The sequence below is a fragment of the Methanolobus tindarius DSM 2278 genome (genome assembly GCF_000504205.1).
Taxonomy (GTDB): Archaea; Halobacteriota; Methanosarcinia; order Methanosarcinales; family Methanosarcinaceae; genus Methanolobus; species Methanolobus tindarius.
Genome location: NZ_AZAJ01000001.1, coordinates 2,963,371 through 2,988,082 on the forward strand (window position 1 = coordinate 2,963,371; position 24,712 = coordinate 2,988,082).

Sequence of the window (24,712 nt, forward strand, 5' to 3'; positions counted from 1 at the left end):
AAATTGATACTAATCGATACTAATCAGGGTGTTAACATGATAGAAGACAAAAGATGGGAAGGTGTGTATTCCTTTGAAGATTCTCCTTATCTAATGGAAATACTAACAGAGCTTCGTTCTAAAGAAACAGAAAATGTCCGATTCAGAAAAGATCTTGTGAAACTTGGCAGATACATGGGTTATGAGTTCACAAAGACAATGGATTTTAAAAAAGTGAAAATAGAGACTCCCCTTGAGAGTACAGAAGGTATCGCTTCCGGTGACAGGGATCATGTGTATATTATCACTGTGCTCAGGGTGGCTATTCCACTCATGGAAGGTCTCATCAAGACACTGGAACATTCAAGGGTAGGCATTGTTTCCGCTTCAAGGGGCAAGGCCCCGGATTTTGACATTGAGATGAGCTATATCAAAGTCCCTCATATGAGGGAAGAAGATACTGTGATTGTCTGCGACCCGATGATAGCCACAGGTTCCACTCTTCTGAAAACGGTTTCAGAGATTAAGAAATGCGGAAACCCAAAAAGAGTTGTAATCATAGGCATTCTTGCAGCTCCGGAAGGTATAAGTGCTCTTAAAGAGGCTCTTCCGGATGTTGAAATCTACGTTACAAAAATCGACAGGGAGCTTAATGACAAAGGTTACATCCTTCCGGGCCTTGGAGATGCGGGCGACAGAGCCTTCGGAGAGCCGCTTAATATCTCAATGCTTCCTCTGATGCACAATCTGGAATAAACTGAAATATTAATACTTAAAAAAGTGAAAAAGGAAAAAAAGTCAGGCAGGTCTGTTAAATATAACAGTTCCTCCCTTTCTTTAGTTAAGTTCAGGTTTAGAGAATAGGACTTATGGTCCGTAGTTCTATTATCTGTCCCCACATGTGGAAGCTCATCATATCGTCACGTTGATAGGCGGTGAATCTGATTTCTGTTCCATCAGTTTTGAAGTCATCTGGCAGGTTAATCGGGTCATAATTTGTATCGTCAGCGCCTATGATTCCATAAAATCCGCCTTCAAGATTATTGTATGTCACAATTCCTGTGTCAGTTATGAGTTCACTTTCCGGAATGACATCGATGGTCAATTCATAACTGTCTTCGGTTCCTGTAGGTTCTTCCCATGGCCGTATGTAAATTGCGGATATGTTCTGCTCATCCATGTCGGTTACTTCAAAAATCCATGTGTGGTAACCTGGTGCACCTACCATTTCTGCTCTAATACTTGCTTCAGCGTATACATCCTCTTTAAGTTTAAGTCCTTCACTGTATGTCATATTCCATGAATATCCGGTTGTTGGATTTTCTTGGAGAGTAACGATTATTGTATCGCCAATAATAGCATAGGCTGTGCTTTGGCTCTCATTCTCTGAAAAGTGTTGAGTAACATTTGACATTGTACCTATGGAAACACCAGAATTGTCTGTGATTCCCGGTTGTTCTTCTACGTCTGGTGTTGTAGTGTTGATGTCATCAATACTTGCGTTGGATTCGTACTCACCTGTATCGTCGCTTTCTGATACACAGCCGCAAGTCATGCATACAAGCAAAACAACTGCTGCAACCGTAAATAATCTGATATTCATTTTAAATTTTCATCTCCCTTTGTTATTATTTACAGGATTGATTTCCAGATATATACAGCTTTATTTAACTGCGGATCTGCTTGTAGTTATGAGTTAGAACAGGACTTTTAGTTTTAATAACCGTATGTGTTCAATGATTATAGTTTTTAATACTTATATTTAAATAATATAAGTTGAAAAACCGATATTATTAAATAATAAGCTTAAAATACTATATAAAGGGGATATAACTTTTGAAACTTGACATCTTTATTGTACTGGATTCCAAAAGGAAGTGATATACGTTGCAAGATAATAGAGAACTATATGCGGTAATTACAGGTGATCTTATAAGTTCGTCTGATATGAATTACAGTGACAGAGAGGTACTTCTCTCTATAATGCATGATACATTCTCTTTTATAAATAACCAATTCCATCCTGCCGGGGAACTCTCATTCCCTTTTGAAATATCCCGGGGTGACAGTTTCCAGACATTATTAAGGACTCCTGAAGATGCTCTGCTGGCATCTGTGCTTCTTTTTCTGAAATTAGGGTTTTTCAGCAAAATAAATCAAAAAATTGCATCCAGAATATCAATCGGCATTGGAAGTGTGGAATACATTCCGGAATCCGGCAGTGTAGGTGAGGCTGACGGACAGGCGTTTAGACTTTCAGGCAAGACTTTGGATAGTATGAAAGAGCAGGAAAAACATCTTCTTATAAGCACGGCCAGTCCTGCATTGAACCTGATGCTGGAATCTCAATGTGCTTTTTTTGATAATATGGCTGCCAGATGGACAGATATTCAGAAGGAGATACTTTTTGAGAAACTCGGCGGCCTGACGCAGGATGAGATTGCATCAAAACTTGGAAAATCCCAGTCAACTGTTTCCCAGAGCCTGAAAGCCGCAGGTTTTGATGCCCTGAAGAAGTTCCTGGATAACTATGCAAGCTTATTTGAATATCCGGATATATTCTCTATGGGGAATAAATGATGGATGTTGCTGTATTAAATTTATCACTGCTTGCAAGACTTCTTCTATCGCATGTGCTTGCAGATTTTGTGTTCCAGAACCGGACAATGGTAAATGATCGTTTTGAGAATAAATGGCGTTCAAAATGGCTTTACATACACGGCTTCCTCGCAGGCCTGCTTGCATACCTTATTTCAGGAGCATATGGTTTTCTCTGGTTGTTTTTGTTTTATACGATTTCCCATCTTTTGATAGATGGTTTCAAATCCACACGCAAGGACAATCTGAAATGGTTTATTATTGATCAGTTAGCTCATCTGATAACAATAATAGTCGTTTGGTCAGTGATAACCGGATTAGAAAACATAGTTACAGGTATTTCGTTCATTCAATTGAATAATACAAGAGCCTGGATTATGATACTTGCTTATATTGTTGTAATCTGGCCGAGTGGCATACTGATTGGTAAATTTACAGAACCATGGCATCATGATAAGGACGGTGAAGAAGGCGAAGGCCTTTTTAATGCAGGTCTGTGGATAGGACGGCTTGAGAGATTCCTGCTCCTGACATTCGTGCTGCTGGAACAATATCAGGCAATAGGTTTACTTGTAACTGCGAAATCCATTTTCAGATACACAAGTGATCGTAAGGTAAGTGAGTATATTCTCATAGGTACTCTATTGAGCTTTACCATAGCTGTTTTTGTGGGAATTATTGCAAAATGGATGCTTGATATAGGGGTTTAGTTATTCCGTATATTCTGATTTTAGTTATTTCAGCCAAAATAGAAGATAGTTTTATATAATATAAAGTCAGATATGGACTGCCGACAAAGGCAACGAAAAGGTGAAAACATGGATATAGCAACAACACTGAGGTACAGGCTAATTAACCTGAACCATTTCAGAAGATGTATGGTGAGCAGGATGACCTACCAGCTTTCATCATATGGGAAAAAAGGCGCCGATATCCCTGCTTTCGATATGAAACCGGTGAGTTTATCGCCTTACACAGTATAAGTTCAATCATCGCGAAAAACGACTTGCCATCTCTCCAATAGGACTGCCGGTTTCATAAGAATATGAAGTCTACTTGGGTGCACAAAGCACCCAACTCCTCCATATTTCCAATCATTATTTTTATTATCAATAACGATAACAAAAAATCCATCTATTCCTCATCAAATTCTATACTGACTCTCTCTGATTGTTTTGCCAGAGTTTTTGAAAGCATACCCAGTTCCATTTTGCAAACATGCAGGACTCCTGCCGGAACTATGCAGGTTGTACAGCATACATTTTGTGCCTGGTCCATGACATAATTCTCTTTAATGTTTAGGGTCTGCTTTTTTGGAATTTCCATATGCGCTATCTTGGCAACCTTGGAACAATCAGTTTCAATATCTGTTATTACAGTTTTCCCTTCAAGCGCTCCATTGATCTTGTGTTTGAAACCACATATTGCGGAATTGACAGTTACTTGTGATGGCATTCTTATCACTCTCTCGTAAAATCAATATAATAATAAAACCAAGGTGTTTTTAAAAGTTTGTGTCTAAATGAAAAAATTGCACTTTTTCAGCAGTTCTGTTTTGTATTATCCAAAAAGTAGCAAAAAGAAAAACAGATAAAAAAGAAATAGGAAAAAGTATCATTAAAAATCTATTTCTCTTCATCACCTGAACAACTGCAACATATATTGCCTTTCATTATTTCCTTCCAGTCGCCAATTACATCATGGGTCCAGCAGTCATCTGCACCTGCAGCTTCTCTCATGGTGAGTGCAAGTATATATGAAAGCTCCTTTACAGTTGCTCCGGCATCCAGAGCACCCTTGAAATGTTTGAGTACACAGGGTTTTGACCTGGCTTTAATGGAAAGTGCAAAGCAGAGGAACTGATATGTTTTCTCATCCACTGGTCTGTTTTCAGCGTAAAGTTTGTCAATCTCATCAAGTTTTTCAGTAAATTCCGGGAAGAACTCTTCTAGCATCCTCATGGTATGGTCTCCGTATTTCAAAGTTAACACTGTTAATCCATCACTAATAATCTCATTTCAACGATGGGTACTTCAAAATATGTTGAAATAGCTATATAAGTTTAATTATCGATATTTTTTCCGGATGCACAAAAAAGAATAAAAAAGACTCAGTTAGATCTGAATCGTAAAGTACTTCCCAAATACTTTCGGGCTTTTTTCCATCACTGCAACATAAGCCCCAATCAGGATGAAAACGCATCCGATAACCGTGTCGACAATTAATGGTGTATGAACGATTGTAATATCAAAAAATATACCACTCACAGGTTCGAGCAGGGCAAGTATGCTTCCTTTCTGTGCTTCTATCTGGGAAATGCCGCTGACATAAAGAACCGCCGCCAGGGCGGTGTTAATAACACCAAAGAAAATCAGCATTGGCATATTGTCTATGATTACGCTTTCCGGGAAACCGCCTGATAAAGGTATCAACAAAATAACTCCAATAAAAGTATACCAGAAAAGCAGGGCAACACTGGAGTAGTCGTCCTTGATTTACCTTATAGTTACTATCTCACTGCCAAACGAAAAACCGGAAAGAATACCTGCGGCAATTCCTATAAGGTATCCGCTACCCCCGTAGAGACCCAGATTCAATCCTGCTATAACATTTTCCATGTCAACAATAAAGAGAAGACCGGTCAGGGAGAGTACTAATGCAACAACACCTTTTCTTGTTATTTTTTCTTTCAATACAATTGGTGAAAGCAGGGTAACATACATAGGTGCTGTATATAACATCAGAATAGCAACTGAAAAGTTGGTATATTTGATGCAGGTGAAGTACGAAAATATCGTGCATGTATTGATAAATCCGAGAAGTAGAATGCATTTTTTCTTCCGGCGCGGTATTATCTGGGATAACTTTCCTGTTAGCATAATGAAGACAAACAGCGAAATTAAACCAAAAAACTGCTTGTAGAATATCATGGGTCCTGTGGGGACAGCTCTAAGGTAATCCACAAAAACTCCCATAAGTCCGAAAAGAACAGAACCTGTTATAAGTTCAAAATATGCTTTTTCAGAACCCGGACTCATAGACTGGAAATAGCCATATAGGCTATAAAGCATTTGGTATGGATATACAAACTTATATGTATTTAAACATACAATTGTTAACGGGGTTAACATATGGCAACATTCGTCCACATAGACATACCAACAGACAATCTTGAAAGATCAAAGAAATTCTATTCTGAGCTTTTTGGATGGACATTTGAAAAACCATTTCCTGACATGGAATACTACATATTTGCAACCAAGGATCTGGAAGGAAATGAAGGTATTGCAGGAGGCATGGGCAACAGGGAGGAGCCCGGCCAGAGCGTTACAAATTTCATAGAAGTTCCATCATTGGATGAATACATAAAGAAAATAAAGGCAGCAGGCGGTAAAGTTTCCGAACCTATGCCTGTTCCGGGAATGGGTTACCTTTCAATGTGCGAGGATACCGAGGGGAATGGTTTTGGAATCTGGGAAGGGAATCCTGATGCAAAGTAATTAAGAACCGACATCTATAATTTTTTAATTTACTAAGCCATTCTTTGTTGCACTTTATTTTTTGTAGCTTTAAGTCCGCAGATTAGAATTCCTAAATTTTCATTTTTATTTTCATTATGCTGCCAGAATGCTACTGATTCTTTTTATTTTTATTAATCTTGCACACTTGCAATAAAGGTCTGTTTTTTAAATTTTTATATAATATACACAATCAAAACTTGCTAATTTCAGAAAACCAGACTAAATAAAACCTGTTTGTGATTGGTTCTTTAGTTAATCATAGCTGACGATGCGTTAGAAAATAAGTTATATTGTATTTTGAACGTTAGCTTTACATAGCAGATTTTACAATCTTAGTAGCCAGCAACAATTTGTATATACAATCTTTATAAATCACAATTAATTCTTTAATGTGGTTTGCACACTTGCACTTTATGAGTAAAAAGTTTTAAAAAATGGAGGTTCAATGCTAGATATAGACCCTACGGGTATCCTTGTCAGGTATAATGTTAAGTTAGAATCAGAGTTAACTCCTGATGAGATAGCAAGAGAACTATTCCCTAGAGATATTCTATTAAGAAATATAGTTGAAGCGGTTTTTGAAGGTGATGAGGACGAGGTTATAGTTACTCTCAAAGATGCTGTCAAAGAAGGCAAAGATCCGATATCCCTCATCGATGATGCCCTTATGGCAGGTATGGATATAGTATCCCGGTTGTATGAGGATGGCCACCTTTTCCTTCCGGATGTTATGATCGCATCCCATGCAATGACCGATGGTATTGAATACTGCAAGCAAATATCCGGTAAAACTCATGAATGGAAGGGAACTGTTGTTTCCTATGTTGTGGAAGGCGATATTCATGATATCGGCAAGAAGATTCTGACAGTGCTTTTGAAGTCAAATGGTTATGAAGTAATTGATCTTGGAAGTGATGTGCCTACTGATGAAGTAATCAGTGCCGTATTGAAATACAATCCTATAATGATAACCGGCACTTCCCTGATGACAACAACCATGTATTCTTTCATGGAGGTTAATAACCGTCTCCTTGAAAATGATATCAGAATCCCTCTTGTATGTGGAGGGGGCGCTGTAACCCAGGACTTTGTTATGAATTATGAACTCGGCATATACTGTGAAGATGCCGCATTGGTGCCTAAAATTGCAGATTCTATTCTCATGAACAAAAGTATAGATGAGCTAAGGGAACAGTTTCATGTACATTGAAACTATTAATGCGTGCTTGTGCAATGAAAAGAGGTGGCTCACATCCAAAGATAAATCCCTCTTGTGTAGATTGGATTGAAGGAAGCATAGCATTCAGATGAGAGCCAATTATTAATCTGCATCTTCCATGTATTTAATATCTCCTTTTTTCCGATCTTTAAATGGAATATATGAAAGGAGCCTTTGCATATGAATATAACAAACGTTTCTGCTAACTTTATATCTGTAAATCAAATACAAACACACATAATGGCGTAAGAGAATTATTGGCAAGGCGCGGGGGTCATATCATCAGCTCTGAAAAAATACAGGAAAAGAAGTATTCTTTACTGAATGGGAATACCAACTGCCGGATGTCTGACGCAGTTATCTCTTTTCTCTGGAAAGGTGATGATAAAAAGCATGTTATTTCAGTTTCTGAAAACATCTCCCTTTTAGGATATCATCCCGATGAATTCATTTCTGGAAAAATCATTTTTGAGGATATTGTTTATCCTTCAGATATTGAAGCTATAAGGCAAAGCTATTCTCAGTATATTAAAGATGAGAATAATCCATTTTTCATTGCAGATTATAGATTGAGATCAATTGATGGTAAAATCTGTGAAGTTAGCGAAAGAACCGTTAAGATTTCCAGGGACGATCTTAGTCTTTATCATGGCATAATATCGGTGAAAAGAAGTTTTGAGTTTGATACTGACAAAGAGAAGAGCTATTGCAAAAGTATAGTTGATGGTATACAGAGCCCGCTTTTAATTCTTGATAATACGTTTCATGTTTTTTCCGCTAATAGGTATTTTTATGAACTTTTTAAGTTAAAACCTGAAAACACTGAAGGAAAACATTTTTTAAATTTACATAATGCTAACAAGGAAGAGCTGGGTTCATTTTTTGATCGGGTTTTGCAGGATGAGTATTTCTTCGATTCTGTTGAAGTAGGATGCACCATAGATGGTCTTGGGGAAAGGACAATGAGGCTTTCTGCCCGTCCACTTGATACCGGTATGGACAGAAAGAAGTTGATTCTGGTTTCAATAGAAGATATAACTTCCCAGAAAATAGCTGAAGCAAAACTCAGGGCATCGGAAGAAAAGTATTCTAATCTTGTAGAAAAGGGAAATGATGGTATCCTTATAGTAGACAGGAAAGGGACACTTAGTTTTGCAAACTCCAAATTCTCCCAGATGATAGAAATCAAAGAACAAGAACTTTCAGATAGGAACCTTCTGGATTTTGTTCCTTTTGATTATCATCGTATGATAGGTATTCGCCTCAAGAAAGTCCTCAAGGACATGCGTAGTATAAGACGCAATGATGAGGTTGAGTTTATCAAAGCTGAAGGTGGAACTTTTTCCGCTGAAATAAGTCTGTCCTATATATTACATGAACACAAGCCTTCTGTGATGGTGACTGTCAGGGATATCTCTGAAAGAAAACGTGCAGAAGCTGAGCTTAAGGCATCTGAAGAAAAATATTCTACTCTTGTTGAGAAAGGAAATGACGGAATATTAATTCTCCATGATCTGTCTTTCAAGTTTGCAAATTCCAAGTTTTCCGAACTTACAGGTTATTCACGGGAAGAGTTATTTGATAGGAGTTTCACAGATCTTGTTCCGGTAGAATACAGGCGCATGATAGGAAAGCGCATTAAAAAAGTAATGAAGGATAAACATAGCATTCGCAGAAATGACGAACTTGAATTCCTGACAAAGAACCATGATCTTTTCCCGGCAGAAATAAGTCTGGCTTATATTTTACATGAGGAGAAGCCCTCTGTAATGATGACTGTCAGGGATATATCTGAAAGAAAACAGGCTGAGTTTGAACTCAAAGCTTCGGAAAAGAAATATTCCTCTCTTGTAGAAGAAGGTAATGACGGTATCATTATTGTCCAGAATGGTATACTTATTTTTGCCAACATAAAGTTCTGTGAAATAACTGGTTTTTCCAGAACTGAAATACTTCGCAGGCCGTTTGAAGATTTTCTGTCTATAGAATATAAGCGGCTTGTTATGAACAAATTCAGGAAAAGTCTTGAGAAAAAGAAGTCCTCACTGAAATATGAGATTGAGCTGGTATCAAAAGAAGGAGGCAACACTCCTGCTGAAATCAACTCTTCAATTATTGATCACGAAGGTGCACCAGCTATAATGGCAATTATCAGGGACATAACCGATCAGAAAGAAAAAGAAAGAGAACTCCTTGAACTCATAGAGGTGCAGAAAGTTCTTGAAACCGTAATTAAGAGCAGTCCTGCGGTTGTCTTTTTCTGGAAACCTGATGAGGACTGGAAAGTTGAATTCGTTTCTGAGAACATATCCCAATTTGGATATCAGGCAGACGACCTGATGTCAGGCAAGATCCTTTATGGCGATATCATCCATCCATCTGATGTGGAAAGACTCACCATGGAATATGATATCTTTTCCGGTGAGGAGAACCTTTCATTTGAGTATCGCATACTTACAAAAGCAGGTGAGGTACGCTGGGTTGATGAGAGATCTGTTCTTAAACGTGATGCTGAAGGTAAGCTCCAGTACATTCAGGGTATTATTGTAGATATTACCGAGCGGAAGAATGTGAAGAACTTTATGCAGATAGGCAATGACGTAGGTATGCTTTTCAGTCCGCTTGGTGATGTAGGGGATATGTTTTCCCAGCTTGTGGAATTCACCACCCAGATGGATAATCTGGACTGTGGTGCTCTCTATCTTGTAGATGGGCAGACAGGTGATATGAATATTGTTGCCCACTCAGGTCTTTCATCTGATTTTGTTAAAAGTGCAAGACATTATGGCGGCAAATCTATCCATGCACGTCTTTTGAAGACAGAATATCCGCTTTACACCCGGTATTATGAGCTGACATCCATGATCCCCGGTGAGAAACTGAGTTATGAGGGACTTGAAGCAACTGCTTTGATACCTATAAGATATGGGATGGAGCTTGTGGCAATATTAATGTTGTCATCACATAGCGTTTATTCTGTTCCTTTTGAAGTAAGGGATTCTCTTGAGACGGTGGCATCCCAGATAGGTCCTGTAATTGGGCGCATGCGTGAACAGGCAGATGTCCAGAAAAATATCAGGAATCTTCAGGTTATTTTTGATGCCATGGAGGACATGGTTTTCATGCTTGATGCTGATGGTTGTCTCCTCTATGCAAATCCACATACTTTCAATAGGCTTGGTTACTCTGAACATGATCTTATAGGAATGAGTCTTATTAATCTCTATCCTCAGAATGAGCTTATTGAAGCTGCAACAGAAATAAAATCTATATTGGAAGGCAGGGCAAAGATCTGCACGATTCCTTTTGAGTCTGTTTTCGGAGAACTTGTATCAGTTGAGATGCATTGTTCAATGGGGCAACTGGATGATAATCCAATAACGATATGCGTCTCCCGCGAAAGGGTATAATATAATCCTTTTGGTTGATTTTTCTTTTTTTTCCGGATCTAGCATTTAATATCAACGATACTATATAATTTGATGATTATATAACTCGCAAAATTCATTTTCATTCATATTCTTTTCTAAAACCCGAATTTTTCATGTTACTTTGGTAAATTCATTGTTTTCAGCTATAAATATGGCATATTGCTTCTATATAAACGCATTGGTTATTCTGGAGTTATTAAAACAAATAAAATTGTCTGCAAATATAAATCAATAGCATTAGGGTTTGTTAATTATGTGTTTTCTTTGTGTTTGCCTAAAGCATATTATTTAGTATACATTCCTTTTTATATGTGTTTCCTCTGTTTAGTTTTAAGCTCATCATACTTAAACATTAACCTATAATTTGTAGCTGAAGATGTACAAAAAAACAGTTTTAGCTAGTAAACAGCATCAATAGGTCATATATGTTTTATATATTAAATTAGGATTATGAATCCTGAATAGTTATCTTTTTATAATGGTATCTTCTCGAAGGAACCTTTATATAACATAAAAAAAGTGCATGATTTGAGGTTCGGAAGAACCTTTTTGTGTAGATTGGATTGAGCTTGACCCAAGCTCAATAAACTAGACTATCCAAATTGAAGGAGGTATAGAATGTTAATAGTAGACAAAGAAGGTATCCTTATCAGATACAACGTTAAAATGGAAAAATCAATGACCCCTGAAGAGGCGGCAGCAGAACTCTATCCAAAAGAGGAGTTATACAAGCCAATTGCAGAAGCAATCTTTGAGGGTGAAGAAGATGATGTTATCGAAGGTCTCGAGGCAGCTATCGCAGCAGGCAAGGACCCAATCGCACTCATCGACGATGCACTTATGGTAGGTATGAAGGTAGTAACAGACCTTTACGACCAGGGTGTAATCTTCCTTCCAAACGTAATGATGTCCGCAGATGCAATGCTCGAAGGTATCGAGTTCTGTAAGGGCCAGTCCAACGAAGCACCTGTCCAGAAGGGCAAGGTTGTCTGTATGGTCGCAGAAGGTGACGTACACGACATCGGAAAGTCAATCGTAGCAGCACTCCTCAGAGCAAACGGCTATGAAGTTATCGACCTCGGAAGAGATGTACCATCCGCAGAAGCACTTGCAGCTGTAAAGGAACACGAGCCAATCATGATGACCGGAACTGCACTCATGACAACAACCATGTACGCATTCAAGGAAGTCAACGACCTTCTCGTCGAGAGCGGAATCACAATGCCATTCGCATGTGGTGGCGGAGCAGTAAACCAGGACTTCGTATCCACCTACTCACTCGGTGTATACGGTGAAGAAGCAGCAGATGCACCAAAGATGGCAGACGCTATCCTTGCAGGCGCAGACATTGCAGCACTCAGAGAGAAATTCCACAACCACTAAGGTGATTAAAAATGGCAATTAACAGATTCACATCAATGGCATACTCCGAAGCTGACGAAATGGTCTTCGGAAACGCAAAGAAACCTGTGAAAGCAGGTCTTGACCTCGAGATCGGAGCAGGATACACAACCGCAGAAGTAAACTACGCACCAAGGCCAGAAGCTGGTGAGTCCATGGAGAAACTCGTAAACGAGTACCAGAGGATCACAAAAGATATCATGGCTAGAATGGTTCAGGTAGGTTTCCCATCCGTAGTACTTGAGACAGAGCACGTACAGCAGATGACCAACAACCCATCATGGGGAGCAGCTGTAGCACACGCACAGAAGACCATCATGGAAGAGTACCATGAAGAATATGGAATCAAATGTGCACTGAGACACACCCCTGGTGACATCAGAGAGCACAAAGAGTTCATGGAGCTCAGAGGCGACAAGATGTCAGTTGTCATGGAGTCATTCGAACAGATCGCAGAAAGCGGCGCAGACCTTCTCTCCATCGAATCAATGGGTGGAAAGGAAATCTTCGACTACGCAGTACTCAGGAACGACGTTCCAGGTATGCTCTACGCAATCGGCTGTCTTGGTACCATGGACATGGACTACCTCTGGCAGGAAATCTCAAGCGTAGCACAGAAGAAGGGCGTTGTCTCCGCTGGTGACACAGACTGTGCACAGGCAAACACTGCAATGTTTATTGCAGGTGGACTTCTTGACAAGAACCTTGCACACACCCTTGCAATCCTCGCAAGAGCAATCTCCGCTCCAAGATCACTCGCAGCATACGAAGCTGGCGCAGTAGGTCCAGGAAAGGACTGTGGATACGAGAACATCATCGTAAAGGCAATTTCCGGTATGCCAATGTCCTTTGAAGGTAAGACATCAACCTGTGCACACTCAGATGTAATGGGTAACCTTATCATGCAGTGCTGTGACCTCTGGTCAAACGAGTCCGTTGAATACCACGGTGAATTCGGTGGTACAACAGTACAGTGCTGGTCCGAGTCCCTTAACTACGACTGTGCTCTTATGAACACAGCTCTTAAGTCAGGAAACGAGAAGATCCTCAGAGACCTCCTCATGGCTTCTGACAGATTCAGAGACCCACAGTCCTACGTCCTTGCATACGACAACGCATACGCTGTCGGTGAAGCAATCGTAAAGGACGGAGACGACATCTTCCTCCGTGCAAAGAACGCTGCAGTAGCATGCTGTGACACACTCAACAACGCAGAGGGTCTTGAGATGACAAAGTTCGAGCTCGGTGCACTCGAGAAGGCAACCGCAGAACTCAACGCAATCACCTCAGAATCCGAAACATTCCTCAGCGAGTGCATGGACAGATTCAAGAAGGAAGTTCCAGTATTCAAGCCAGAGAACTACGCTCTCTAAACGTAGTGTTAGAAGTTTTCTTTACGAAAACTTCTTTCTTTCATATTTCAAAAACGAATACATTCACACTCATCATTTCAATTAATAATTCGCAATTATCAATTCAAACTTAACTCCACAATTAAAAATCATAGGCTTTACAGAAAAAGGGTCACTAAGCCATCAATTCTACCTCCAACTCCACAACCTTCAATTTATGGCATGTACCTAACACTTCCCTCTGTAAAGCCTTTGATATCTTCTTAATTCTGTTTTATTATCCTGATATCCTTCTTCTTAACTTACCGTATGAATATTTTTGTGTGCATAAATTGCGATTTTATGTACATCATACTAATAAGCACAAACAAAGGTTCCTTCATATAGGTGCCTTTATGAATTCTTCAAAACGATTTCATTTACTTACGATATTTACCTTAATGGTTGTGCTTATTTTACCTGTGATGACAGAAGAGGGAAGTTCAGCCGATCTTGTTATCAGTGAAATAAGCGTTAACCCTTCCAGTTACCAGGTGGAACCGGGGAACACATTTTCGATAGATATAGATATTAACCCGGTAACTCCAGTATCTGGCGTACAGTTTGATCTGTCACTTCCATCTTCGGGTTTTTCATTACTTGATGTTAATGAAGGGGATTTATTTTCCAAATCCGGAGCAACTGTGGCATTTGAATTAAAAAACACTCCTTCATCAACAGGTTCAGGAACAGTATATTCAGCAGTTCTTGGAAACCTGTCAGCAAACGAAGCTGGCACAGTTGCGGAAATGACTGTTGTCGCAGGGGAAGAGACTGGTTACTTTGATTTTGGTCTTAGCAATGTAATAATGAGTGATACTTCTTCAAATCCTATTGGATTCATTTCTAATCCTGCAACTGTTCTGGTTGATTCAAAACCTGTATTAACAAATCCCGGACTGGTACAGGTTACTGAGAATAATCTGCTTGATCTGAAATTACAGGCAGCAGATGCAGATAATGACATATTGACATTTTCAGCAAGTTCAGTTCCTGATGGAGCATCTTTTGACAACATTACAGGCAACATACTGTGGACACCTGATCCAGGTCAGGTAGGTGAACATTCTGTAGAAGTAACGGCAAGTGATGGTTATCTGGAAGATACAATTATTTTGATAATTGAAGTTCTTCCTTCTGACTTAGCACCTGTTGCAGATGCAAGTGGTCCATATACTACAAGAGTCGGTAAAAAGATAAAATTAGCAGGTACAAATTCCTATGATCCGGATGGAACTATAATGTCATACACCTGGGATTTAGGGGATGGCAGCACAGCAGTTGGTGAAACAGTCTTCCACACATATTCAAGGACGGGAGTATACACATTAACATTAACAGTAATGGATAATGCAGGAAATACAGATACAGCCGTTACAACAGTAACTGTTGAGAGTTTCTTCAAGTTCTATTTTAAATGAACCTGAAATAAAAATAGCAAAAATAAAAAATAGTTATAAACCGATAAATTAAAAATAGGAATGTCAGGAGTTTTCAGTTCTCCTGCCATCCCAGTTCAGAAAGTGTTTCAACAGCGCTTTCTTTAATTTTTATTGTATACTGGCATTTTTCATTGCCTGTAATTTCGGAACTCATTTCTAAAACTTCAATATTATATTCAGTCCCAAAGTAAGCAATCATAAGTTCTTCTTCTGTTGGTTCCGTGAAGAAATTGATATTGCCTTCAGCATACCAGATCTGCCATGGTGTCTCATTACAGTTCATCTCTTCTGATGCCATAGTGACAGTTTTTTCCAGCATTTCCTGGTTAATTTCATCCCAAACACCATCAATTGTTGCTGATATCACATTCCTGTTGTAAAGCATTACCTCAATACTATGTTCTGTGATTACCTGAGTTACTATCTGTTCAGATCTGTTTCCATAGCCCCCATGAGTACTTGTGAATGTATAATTCAAAGTAGATTGAGCAGGATTTTCAGGGCTTACATTGTAATCTACAAATTCAAGATCAGAACCATCATAACTGTAAGTTGGTGCTTCCATTATCCACTCGCTGGCAATGTCTTTCAGTTCATCCTCAGTTGGTGCCAGTACGTATTGTCTCAATCTGATAAGTTCATCATTGATTTCATTCAGATTCTCCGGCATGTATTGCGATGCATAAGGATCCACCTTGACAATCTTTGTTGTATCACTCTGCATAACCTGGATCTCAAGAACGCCTGTATCTGCAACGATGGGAACTCCATCTTCAGGTTCGTAGAGTTCGTCCAGTTCCATGAAATCATTGTTATTGAAAAGAGCAATCAAATCTTCTCTTGTCTTTTTATCTATTGATTTCACATACCTGGCTGTCAGTTCATCCTGATAATTGTAATAGCTAAAATTGATTGCTGTGGAATTTATGACCATTTTCTGAACTGCCATTTCAGGCAATGTGAATGCACCGTATGAAAGACGCACTATCACAGAATCATCAGATACCGCATTTTTATAAGTGTCATCCTGTGTTTCAGTACAGCCGGCACCTATAAGAAAAAGTGCTAATAATAAAATAGTTAATAGTTTCTTCAAAATAACCCTCCCGTTATTATAATGGCTCTCTTTTTCTATATTATTGTTCTTGTTGTTCGAACTGATTTTGCAATTCTCTGCCAAAAAATATTAATTTAGTTTAATTTAATTTCTCTTTCAATCTTATGGACGAATCTGTAATTTTTAAGATCCGGGATGATTATTATGTTCATCTAAAAAAGACTGGACAATATTGATCAATTTAAAGGTAATACAGCTGTAGAGATGATAATTACTTTTCCATAAAAGAAACGGAAATATTCAGAAAGCACCCAGATGAATATTGTTATGAGTTCTTCGTTTTCCAGAATGAAAAAGAGAGCATCAAAGGGCATTTTATTCAAAAAAAGCTAACGCTCTTCAAGAATGACTTCAATTTATGTTGAAATATCCTGCAGGTTCAGCAAGTGAAATTATGGTTACTTGTTGCTTGTTACTTATGTTTATACCAGGATTTCGATTATCCCATTTTCAATTTTGGTTTCATAGGTTTCAACTTTCGGGTCATCCATGTCTATATATTCTCCCGTATCGACATTTTCCCCGGTCCTTATATCAAAACCCCAGTTATGGCATGCACACTTGAGTGTGTACTCCTCAAGGGAACCACTTTTAAGTGGGCATCCTTCATGCGGACATTCATTGTCAATTGCAAATATTTCATTGCTCTTTTTAATAAGAGCAATTTGCCTGTTACCTGCGTTTACAACTTTTATTTTCTCTTCCTTGAGATCTTCTTCTTTAACAGCAGCTACCCATTCTGGCATTATATTACCCCGTTTCTGGCTTTGAATTTAACACTTATAAACTTTACAAATCGGTCTTTCAACAACAGTTTGTCCTCTGCAGACCTGTTTACTCTCCACTAATTATCTTTGGTTTTTGTTTATAAATAAATATCTGCTATTCAAATTTACAAATAATCATGATTTATTGTAGCAGCCAAAAATTACATAAGTCCTCAGAACAGAATAAAAATAGATACAAATTAAAATTGCAGTTCTTAGTTTAAGCTTTGATATTTAACATAAATACTGGCTACTGCAAAAGGAATGAATATCATCAACATAATCAAGTCATTTAAATTATCAATAAACGAAAAGATTTCTACATATGTTCTGCATTTGTGGTTACAGCGCATATTATTCTATATTCTTCTGTTTCTATTCAGCTCGGGAATTTCTCATTATCTTATCAATGAATTTGGAACTTCAGATTACAATATGGCAAGTGCACGATATATGATTAGTGCCCTGATTCAGAGTGAAGCGGCCATAATGGCAATAATTGTGACTTTAAGTCTTGTTGCTGTGGAACTGGCTTCAGGCTCTTATTCCGTGAGAATGATAGACCTTCTAAAGTCATATAATCCTGATTTCTGGATATTGATGATAACATACATTGCATCAATGAGCTACGGCCTTTTCATTTTAAAAACAATTCCGGATGAAAGTAATGCAGCGATAAATATGCACATTTCATTTGTATATTACACAGGCATCTTTTCATTTGCAATATTATTCCCGTATCTTTTCAGGACTCTAAATACACTCAAACCTTCAACTTTGTTGAATATGCAGGCAACAAAACTGACTGCAATCAACATTACATCTGCTATTAGCTCAGATGCTGCGGATCCTCTGGAAAAGGACCCGATACAGCCCATAATTGATATTGTAAGCAGTTCAATGTTAAACCATGATTTTGAGACAACAAGAAATGGGCTGAATATTATTGGACTAAGGTCTAAAGATATTTTCTCCAATAGTGATCTTGACCATACCGAGCGCAAAATAATTGCAAATTATATTTTTTCCAGGCTTGCAAGATTTGGAAAATTTACATTGAATCATTATGATGAAGATGCTGCTTTTATAGTCATCATGAATCTTGAGTCCCTGTGGAATGAGCTTGAAAAAAGTGACAGCATGGAAGCAATATTGCAGGCGTCATCTTCACTGGAGCAGATAGGTATCGTTGCTGCAGAAGTTAATCAGAAGGACGTCCTTTCAACCGTAACTAACCATCTTTATAATATTGGCCAAAAAGGACTTGATGGAAATAGTGATGGTGAATTAGCAAAAATAATTGATTCAATTGGTTCAGTTGGAGTTGCATGCGCCGGAAATAGAATTGAACCGCGGATGATTGAAGATATAATTCTTAGTATCAGTAAACTTGAAAGAAAAGCAGCTGAAAAGGATTACGATTCTTCAGTAGAAACAGCACTTGATGAGCTGGGATCTATTAAAACAGCCATGGAATTTGAAAATAATCCTGCATATCATCAATTGTGTCTGAAAGTTGACAATATTCTTATGTCAATCACACAGGAATAATCCTGCATTTAAATACTACATTTTCTTTATCTGTCCTTTTGTCCTTCAAGATTGGCATTTTTACCGACAGGCTTAATTCCATTGTTGCACTTTAAGGGTGCACTGATCTTTTTTGTTTTGCATTACCAAAACAATTTGGAACGTTTATAGACTCGATTTTAAATCTGGCCAAATTGGAAACCGCTGTGATGAATTAACTCATCCTTTGTTTTGCATAAGGCCGTATCATCACAGGAATTATTAATATGGAATCATCAACTTTCAAAGACCTTCACTTATCAAGAAATCTTGAAAAAGCAATTGAAGAACTGGGTTTTGAGGAACCAACTCCTATTCAGACCCAGGCAATACCTTTTATTATGGAAGGCAGGGATGTTATAGGACAGGCCCAGACAGGTACAGGAAAAACAGCAGCATTTGGAATTCCTGCTCTTGAAATGGTAAACCCTAACAGCAAGAAGACACAGGCACTTGTCCTCTGTCCAACAAGAGAACTTGCAAACCAGGTTGCAGAAGAGCTGGGTAAACTTGCCAAGTATCTTAATGTGAAGATACTTCCGGTTTACGGCGGACAAAATATTGACAGACAGATAAAGGCTCTCAGAAGAGGCGTTCATATCGTTATTGGAACTCCTGGAAGAGTAATGGATCATATTGAGAGAAAGACTCTGAAGCTTAACGGCGTGGATATGATAGTGCTCGACGAAGCAGATGAAATGCTGGATATGGGTTTCAGGGAAGATATTGAAACAATTCTCAGCAGTGTTCCTGATACAAGGCAGACTATATTTTTCTCTGCGACAATGCCAAAGCCAATAATGAGGCTGACAAAACAGTATCAACAGAACCCTACTCATGTAAAGACAATACACAAAGTAGTTACTGCGCCAAACATGGAACAGTCCTATTTTGAGGTCAAGCATCACATGAAACCTGATGTTCTTTGCAGAATGATAGACATTTATGATGTAAAGTCATCTCTTGTGTTCTGTAATACTAAAAGGATGGTAGATGACCTTGTTACCACCCTGAAAGCCAGAGGTTATCTCGCAGATGGTTTGCATGGTGATATGAAGCAGAACCAGAGAGAGAAAGTAATGGCAAGCTTCAGGAATGGTGAAATTGAAACACTTGTTGCTACTGATGTGGCTGCACGTGGTATTGATGTGGAGAATATTGAGGTTGTATTCAATTTTGATATGCCACAGGATGAAGAATCATATGTTCACAGGATTGGTAGAACCGGCCGTGCAGGAAGGCAGGGAATTGCACTTACTTTTGTAACTGCAAGGGAGATCTACAAAATCAAGAGCATCCAGAAGTATACTAAGACCAAGATAAAGTGCAAGAAGGTTCCGACAAGAAGCGATGCCGAGGAAATCAAGGCAGGTATGCTTGCAAACAGAGTAAAGGAAACCATAGATGAAGGACATCTTGGCAAATATGTCCACTGGGTGGAAAAAATGCTTGATGAGGATTGCACTACCATGGATATAGCAGCTGGCCTTGTTAAGATCATGCTGGCTGAAAACAGGTAATTATTCCGAAATGCGGTTTATTGTATAATATGGGCGAAGTATGCTGATTAAATAATTGGGATTTTCCCAATTTCATTTATATCCTACGGTTCATATTATATACTATGACCCTGTTTATTGACTACTGATAATCAAGTACCTGTTAAAAACTGTTAATATCCTATTATTTTTCAGTAACAGGTAATGCATGTTTGTTTTATTTGACTGGGATATTCTTGATGTTGTGTTATCCAGACATCATTTGTCATTAATGTCTTGTATTTGAATAAAGCAGGAACAAAAACAGTTCACAATGAGGTATTAATCTGGCTAATTATAGAAGTAAAAAGAGGAAAAGTAACGCAAGTGGAGGAAACACTGACGGTGAAGTTGTCAGAGTAAGAACACCACGTAAAGACAATGGTGAGGTTCTTGCAACTGTTTCAAGTTTACTCGGAGCTAACAGGGTAAGGTTGCAGTGTATGGACGGTGTTGTCCGTATGGGCAGGATACCTGGCTCAAAGAAGAAGAGAATGTGGGTTCGTGAAGGCGATATTGTTATTGCTACTCCATGGGAAATCCAGGACGAGAAAGCCGATGTTATCTGGAAATACACCAGACCACAGGTTAACTGGCTGGAGAAAAAAGGATTCCTTAAATAGATGAATTTTTATTCATCTTTTAATTGATTTTAATCTTTAAGTCATGAGATTTTTGCTTTCCTATTTTAGTGATTATTGTCTTCACTATTATCTTCCATTCTTTTTCTGATAAGTACGAAGCTTATTTATGATTTTTCAAATAGTTGATATAGGTAGTTGTTTTAGGTATTTGAAAAATAATTTCATAATTCAGATGTTTGCAACTCTGTGATACAAGAGTACAAGCAGATTAAAGAAATTAGTAAAAACAGTAGAGAAAACTTAAGTGTTGAATACTTCACTAAAAAAGTTAAGTTGCTTATTCAGCAACTTCTCCGAAAGCGAACTTTCTGAGTACTTTTGTGATCTTGATGCTTACTTCATCGCCTACGGATGTGCCTGGTACGAAGATTACAAAACCGCTTACTCTTGCAATTCCGTCACCCTCTCTTGCGATATCTTCAATTGTTACGTCGTATGTCTCTCCGGCATCTACTGGAGCAGTTGATTCTTCTCTGTTATTGAACATTTTAAATTCACGTCCTTTTTTATAAAGCCTAAAATACCTGAAGTAGCTGAAAACATAATGCAAAATAGAAATCTACAGTAAAAGTAAATGCCATTTAATGTCAATACGTTTAGCGAATAACAGTCTTATTTTAAAGCACTTTATCATGGGTTTATTTGTATAAAAGGGTTGTGCATGGCGGTGTTTTTACTTTTATTTAGATTCTCTTTATGGCAAACTTCATTGTCTCACTGACAGCATCCATCCTCTCCACAGCAGCATGCTTCGCTGTCCATATCCTTTCCCTTAAGGGCTGCACTTATCATTGCCCATGCACAGCCAACACCACTCTGCACTTCGATTGCTTCAACCGGACAATTACCGGCACATGCTCCACATTCCATACATAATTCCGGTTTTGTAAGCATTACTTGTTTTTCTCCATCAGTGAAAACTCCATGAGGGCAGACATTTGTACACATAAGACAGTTGATGCATTTTTCAGGATAGTACTTAAGTGTGTTTTCTTTGTAAGAATTGAACATCAGATCATCTCCTTCAGGTTTGCAATTGCAAGAATAAGCAGGCAAAGCAATCCAGTTCCTGATTTAAGTGCCATGTAAGGTACATACTTGAATATCTCTTTCTTAACACCGGTTCTTGATGTGTAAGTTGTACAGCCTGTAAAGTTGAGAGCAAGATAGCTTGTGATTGCCGGTACTATCAGGAAAATGGCTAGCAACGATAGTATTTCTTTCCAGAGGATCATATTGGTGTTTGCTGCAAGGAAAATTCCAAATGGCAAGGCTACAATCCATCCAAAGAGAATTCCCTTGATGCTGAGGTCATGTGTCGGCAGGTAAGGCAGCAGAACAGGGAACAATACTGTTCCTGCAAATGCTGTTACAATTGCCAGAAGTGCTGCAAAGGGACCGGACAGCAGGTAGAGGATTATTGCAGCAATTAATGTTGGTTTTATGACATGGATGAATTCTATCGGTGTCAACACCAGCCTGTCTTTAAAGGTGAACCTGACCTTTCTCATTTCAGGTGTTGCAATATGGTTATTGAGATATTCCGGCAGATCTTTTGCACGTACAGGTCCGTATTCGACTTTGAACCCAGACCTACGTTTGACTTCATGTGCAGAGACACCGGGTGCTCCTAGCTGTGGTAATATCAGGTTTCGATGGTTGACCAATTTTGCAAGTCCTGTCAACCTGATGCGATATACTATCTCATCGGTGCCAAATGTTCCTTTTCCGGCAGCACACCAGACGTTAATTCCTTTTGTGTCAATGACAAGTATGTAGCAATCGATGCCTGTAAGTGAACTGCGAAGTGCATCAAAACTGAGTGTGTAATTTGCAGAAACAAATACCGGCGAATCTGCATCAGGATTGCCAAGTTTGTAGATGCCGGGGTCTATTCTGTGTTTCATTCTGTTCACTCCCCAGTGAGCAAGAAAGTGGTCAAGCCTGTCGTTAAAGGTAATTAAGCTTGTTGTTTCACGGATTTCTGGTGCGGGGCTGCTTTTCTCCAGACTTATCGTCTGGATGAACTGGCCAGCATCATCTTTGCTTTCAGGAGAGTAGCGTGAATCTGTATCTCTGGTTTTGTCCATTTTTTTGACCTTGAAATGTGAGTGTTTCAAAAATATTTGAACAATTTATTATATGGCGAGAGGCTGCACTTATATTTATCTGATAGATTGAGACAAAGGCTTTTAATTAATTTTGATGCAGTAGATTCACAATTCTAAACATAAAAACTACTTTCACCAAGATGGCTAAATAAATATACATGGTCAGTGCAATCATACATACAGGGATTGATATAGTGTTGTTAGAAACATTGGTATTAATAGCATTAATTGGTGTTTTTATCCTAGCATTAGGAATATACTTTAAACAAAAAATAATAGGAGCCATAGGAGTAATCATTACTTTTGGATCAATAACTCTGGGTGTTATTATCTATGTATTGCCATATCTGGCAGTTTCCTAATGTTCTCTTGATATCATATTCCTGTCTTATGATGTTTGGTAAGAACTCAAATAGAAAATAATAAAAATGAGAAAGGTTCACCATATTCATGTATTTTTTGAAGGTGGGATTCAATGCTACAAGTCATGATCATAGTTAATGCTATCCACAATTGGAAGCCTGCAAAGCAGTACAGTAAGGAGACAGAATATAGGGATGATTTAGCAGAGTATCTTAGAGATACACTAAATTATGGGGATGCTTTGTTTGGAAGTCGTGCGACCGTATCAAAAGAGAAGGGTAAAGGGCTTTGTGATATTGCAATAAATGGAAATGAATATGGTATTGAATTAAAAAGAAATTTTAAATCAAACTCTGAAGTAACAAGAGTCATGGGGCAGATTCTTCAATATCAAAAAGAATACGATCATATAATTATCGTATTATGCGGAGTAACGAATCTGGATAAACTAGATGACCTTAAAACTCGTATATCCGGCTTGCAAAGACCGTTAATTGGGCCTATGCAGCTTATTAAGGTCATTGATAAGGGGACAAGATAAGAACTATAAAAATAGCTTCAATAAATCTTTCTTAATTTGGCGATAATAAAAATCACCAATTAATCCTAAACCAACAGATCACTCAAGTCAATCTCTTCCCCGGTCCTCAACTGCTCTCTCATAAGTGTGATCTTCATATCGATCTTCTCAAGGCTTTTCAGATGCTTTTTCTCATCATCTGTGGTCTTCAGGAGTTTAGAGATGCCCCCGTTCTTAATAACAATACGCTGGTCTGCCGACAGGGCCAGAAGTGGGTCGTGAGTGCTGATAAGGACTATTTTGTTATTGCTTACCAGAAGTTCAAGGGATTTTACCTTATCAACTCCGGCATTTTCTATTTCGTCTATCAGGACAACTGATGCAGGACTCAGAAGTGCCGTGTCTGCTATCATTAATGCTCTGGATTGTCCTCCTGATAGTTGTGTAACCGGCGTTTCACGGCTGAAACTCTCACCTGCAAGGACGTTTGCAGTATCGTATATCTTCCGGACAATGTGGTGAATCTCATCAACCATACGGCTTTCAGCGTGTAGTGTAAGGAAATCCTCAACACTTAGATCCATAACAAAGTTCATGTTCTGGGAGAGTTGAGCTATAAAGCGGCCTTCAGTTGAGAAACGTTCTTCATCTGTTGGAGAGCGTCCGTCCACCAGTATGCTTCGTCCAGTGGGTGTGTCTTTCTGTGCAAGGGATTCAATATCAGCAAGCAAACGGGATTTGCCTGAACCCGTAGGGCCGACAATCGCTGTCACTTTTCCTTTTTTCAACTCAACTGAAAAAGCCTCATTTTCACCATTTTTATTTCTTCCCGGTAGTACAGTCAGTGAATTGATGGAAAATCCGCTATCTTGCTGGAGAGCTTTGACCTGCTCGATAAACATGAAGAAACCGTCAACAAAATCATGATAGCTTGTTCCCTTTTCTGTAAAATAATCCTCGCCAGGTGTTAAACCCAACTCTTCCAGTTTAAGGTTTCCAATCTCAGCAGGGTTGATTTCATATGAAGAGAAATAATCCTCTATCCAGGGCATCATTTCCATGATCTCATCTATTGTCATGTTAAGAAGAGTAGTCCGCATT

At 38.6% G+C, this 24,712-nt stretch carries 26 protein-coding genes; 15 read left to right on the forward strand and 11 right to left on the reverse strand.

From position 1 onward, the window contains the following. Window positions 1–36: 36 nt before the first annotated feature. Entirely contained in the window at window positions 37–735 is a 699-nt protein-coding gene (gene upp / locus METTI_RS13975) for a uracil phosphoribosyltransferase (RefSeq protein ID WP_023846481.1), read from the forward strand. 97 nt (window positions 736–832) lie between these two features. Here the strand turns inward: upp and METTI_RS15410 are convergent, their stop codons facing one another. Further along, entirely contained in the window at window positions 833–1,582 is a 750-nt protein-coding gene (locus METTI_RS15410; protein ID WP_023846482.1) for a protease inhibitor I42 family protein, read from the reverse strand. A gap of 284 nt (window positions 1,583–1,866) precedes the next feature. Here METTI_RS15410 and METTI_RS13990 point away from each other — a divergent pair, with 284 nt between their 5' ends. The 3 genes from METTI_RS13990 (at window position 1,867) to METTI_RS15895 (ending at window position 3,560) form a co-directional block, all read left to right on the forward strand. Next, window positions 1,867–2,559 (forward strand): SatD family protein, encoded by a 693-nt coding sequence (locus METTI_RS13990; protein ID WP_023846483.1) that lies wholly within the window; start codon window positions 1,867–1,869, stop codon window positions 2,557–2,559. Next, a complete protein-coding gene (locus METTI_RS13995) occupies window positions 2,556–3,287 on the forward strand; it encodes a DUF3307 domain-containing protein (RefSeq protein ID WP_245596143.1) in 732 nt (243 codons plus the stop codon). The genes METTI_RS13990 and METTI_RS13995 overlap by 4 nt, the downstream gene beginning before the upstream one ends. Before the next feature lie 108 nt (window positions 3,288–3,395). Further along, window positions 3,396–3,560, forward strand: coding sequence for a hypothetical protein (locus tag METTI_RS15895; RefSeq protein ID WP_156916293.1), 165 nt, complete (start codon window positions 3,396–3,398; stop codon window positions 3,558–3,560). Between the two features lie 151 nt (window positions 3,561–3,711). On the opposite strand, the gene METTI_RS14000 is transcribed toward METTI_RS15895, so the two are convergent. From METTI_RS14000 to METTI_RS15420, 4 genes are all read right to left on the reverse strand, one after another. Beyond that, a complete protein-coding gene (locus tag METTI_RS14000; protein ID WP_023846485.1) occupies window positions 3,712–4,032 on the reverse strand; it encodes a DUF6951 family protein in 321 nt (106 codons plus the stop codon). 170 nt (window positions 4,033–4,202) lie between these two features. Then, entirely contained in the window at window positions 4,203–4,538 is a 336-nt protein-coding gene (locus METTI_RS14005) for a carboxymuconolactone decarboxylase family protein (RefSeq protein ID WP_023846486.1), read from the reverse strand. Window positions 4,539–4,691: 153 nt separating this feature from the next. Then, complete coding sequence (locus METTI_RS15415) at window positions 4,692–5,072, reverse strand: DMT family transporter (protein ID WP_084324029.1); 381 nt, start codon at window positions 5,070–5,072, stop codon at window positions 4,692–4,694. Beyond that, the gene (locus METTI_RS15420; protein WP_052324348.1) at window positions 5,073–5,615 is read right to left on the reverse strand and encodes a DMT family transporter; all 543 of its coding nucleotides are present in this window, start codon (window positions 5,613–5,615) and stop codon (window positions 5,073–5,075) included. Between the two features lie 93 nt (window positions 5,616–5,708). On the opposite strand from METTI_RS15420, the gene METTI_RS14015 reads away from it, so the two are divergent. From METTI_RS14015 to METTI_RS14040, 6 genes are all read left to right on the forward strand, one after another. Continuing rightward, window positions 5,709–6,077 (forward strand): VOC family protein, encoded by a 369-nt coding sequence (locus METTI_RS14015; protein WP_023846487.1) that lies wholly within the window; start codon window positions 5,709–5,711, stop codon window positions 6,075–6,077. 466 nt (window positions 6,078–6,543) lie between these two features. Then, window positions 6,544–7,308 (forward strand): methanol--corrinoid protein MtaC, encoded by a 765-nt coding sequence (gene mtaC / locus METTI_RS14020; RefSeq protein WP_023846488.1) that lies wholly within the window; start codon window positions 6,544–6,546, stop codon window positions 7,306–7,308. Between the two features lie 266 nt (window positions 7,309–7,574). Beyond that, the gene (locus METTI_RS14025) at window positions 7,575–10,727 is read left to right on the forward strand and encodes a PAS domain S-box protein (protein ID WP_023846489.1); all 3,153 of its coding nucleotides are present in this window, start codon (window positions 7,575–7,577) and stop codon (window positions 10,725–10,727) included. 639 nt (window positions 10,728–11,366) lie between these two features. Next, entirely contained in the window at window positions 11,367–12,131 is a 765-nt protein-coding gene (gene mtaC, locus METTI_RS14030; RefSeq protein ID WP_023846490.1) for a methanol--corrinoid protein MtaC, read from the forward strand. Between the two features lie 11 nt (window positions 12,132–12,142). Beyond that, a complete protein-coding gene (gene mtaB, locus METTI_RS14035; protein ID WP_023846491.1) occupies window positions 12,143–13,522 on the forward strand; it encodes a methanol--corrinoid protein co-methyltransferase MtaB in 1,380 nt (459 codons plus the stop codon). Between the two features lie 374 nt (window positions 13,523–13,896). Continuing rightward, on the forward strand, window positions 13,897–14,961 hold the full coding sequence (locus METTI_RS14040) for a PKD domain-containing protein (protein ID WP_023846492.1): 1,065 nt from the start codon (window positions 13,897–13,899) through the stop codon (window positions 14,959–14,961). Between the two features lie 73 nt (window positions 14,962–15,034). Here METTI_RS14040 and METTI_RS14045 read toward each other — a convergent pair whose 3' ends face one another. Both METTI_RS14045 and METTI_RS14050 read right to left on the reverse strand, forming a co-directional pair. Further along, window positions 15,035–16,078 (reverse strand): hypothetical protein, encoded by a 1,044-nt coding sequence (locus METTI_RS14045; protein ID WP_023846493.1) that lies wholly within the window; start codon window positions 16,076–16,078, stop codon window positions 15,035–15,037. Window positions 16,079–16,521: 443 nt separating this feature from the next. Beyond that, complete coding sequence (locus METTI_RS14050) at window positions 16,522–16,845, reverse strand: Rieske (2Fe-2S) protein (RefSeq protein ID WP_023846494.1); 324 nt, start codon at window positions 16,843–16,845, stop codon at window positions 16,522–16,524. 456 nt (window positions 16,846–17,301) lie between these two features. Between METTI_RS14050 and METTI_RS14055 the strand changes: the two genes are divergently transcribed. The 3 genes from METTI_RS14055 (at window position 17,302) to eif1A (ending at window position 20,596) form a co-directional block, all read left to right on the forward strand. Continuing rightward, complete coding sequence (locus METTI_RS14055; RefSeq protein WP_169729123.1) at window positions 17,302–18,417, forward strand: hypothetical protein; 1,116 nt, start codon at window positions 17,302–17,304, stop codon at window positions 18,415–18,417. A 245-nt stretch (window positions 18,418–18,662) separates the two neighbouring features. Beyond that, entirely contained in the window at window positions 18,663–19,955 is a 1,293-nt protein-coding gene (locus METTI_RS14060) for a DEAD/DEAH box helicase (protein WP_023846496.1), read from the forward strand. 305 nt (window positions 19,956–20,260) lie between these two features. Continuing rightward, window positions 20,261–20,596, forward strand: coding sequence for a translation initiation factor eIF-1A (gene eif1A, locus METTI_RS15595; protein WP_084324031.1), 336 nt, complete (start codon window positions 20,261–20,263; stop codon window positions 20,594–20,596). Between the two features lie 298 nt (window positions 20,597–20,894). On the opposite strand, the gene METTI_RS14070 is transcribed toward eif1A, so the two are convergent. The 3 genes from METTI_RS14070 to hgcA all read right to left on the reverse strand — a co-directional run bounded on the left by METTI_RS14070 (window position 20,895) and on the right by hgcA (window position 22,707). Beyond that, window positions 20,895–21,104: a TRAM domain-containing protein gene (locus METTI_RS14070; RefSeq protein ID WP_023846498.1), complete on the reverse strand. Its 210-nt coding sequence runs from the start codon at window positions 21,102–21,104 to the stop codon at window positions 20,895–20,897. Window positions 21,105–21,331: 227 nt separating this feature from the next. After that, window positions 21,332–21,628: a mercury methylation ferredoxin HgcB gene (gene hgcB / locus METTI_RS14075; protein ID WP_023846499.1), complete on the reverse strand. Its 297-nt coding sequence runs from the start codon at window positions 21,626–21,628 to the stop codon at window positions 21,332–21,334. After that, the gene (gene hgcA / locus METTI_RS14080; RefSeq protein WP_023846500.1) at window positions 21,628–22,707 is read right to left on the reverse strand and encodes a mercury methylation corrinoid protein HgcA; all 1,080 of its coding nucleotides are present in this window, start codon (window positions 22,705–22,707) and stop codon (window positions 21,628–21,630) included. Before hgcA ends, hgcB begins: the two co-directional genes overlap by 1 nt. 179 nt (window positions 22,708–22,886) lie before the next feature. On the opposite strand from hgcA, the gene METTI_RS14085 reads away from it, so the two are divergent. Then, window positions 22,887–23,090 carry a hypothetical protein gene (locus METTI_RS14085; RefSeq protein WP_023846501.1) on the forward strand — a complete coding sequence of 68 codons (204 nt, stop codon included), beginning with the start codon at window positions 22,887–22,889 and terminating at the stop codon, window positions 23,088–23,090. A gap of 113 nt (window positions 23,091–23,203) precedes the next feature. Then, entirely contained in the window at window positions 23,204–23,632 is a 429-nt protein-coding gene (locus tag METTI_RS14090) for a hypothetical protein (RefSeq protein WP_023846502.1), read from the forward strand. Window positions 23,633–23,697: 65 nt separating this feature from the next. On the opposite strand, the gene METTI_RS14095 is transcribed toward METTI_RS14090, so the two are convergent. Further along, a complete protein-coding gene (locus METTI_RS14095) occupies window positions 23,698–24,711 on the reverse strand; it encodes an ATP-binding cassette domain-containing protein (protein ID WP_023846503.1) in 1,014 nt (337 codons plus the stop codon). Between the last annotated feature and the right edge of the window lies 1 nt (window position 24,712).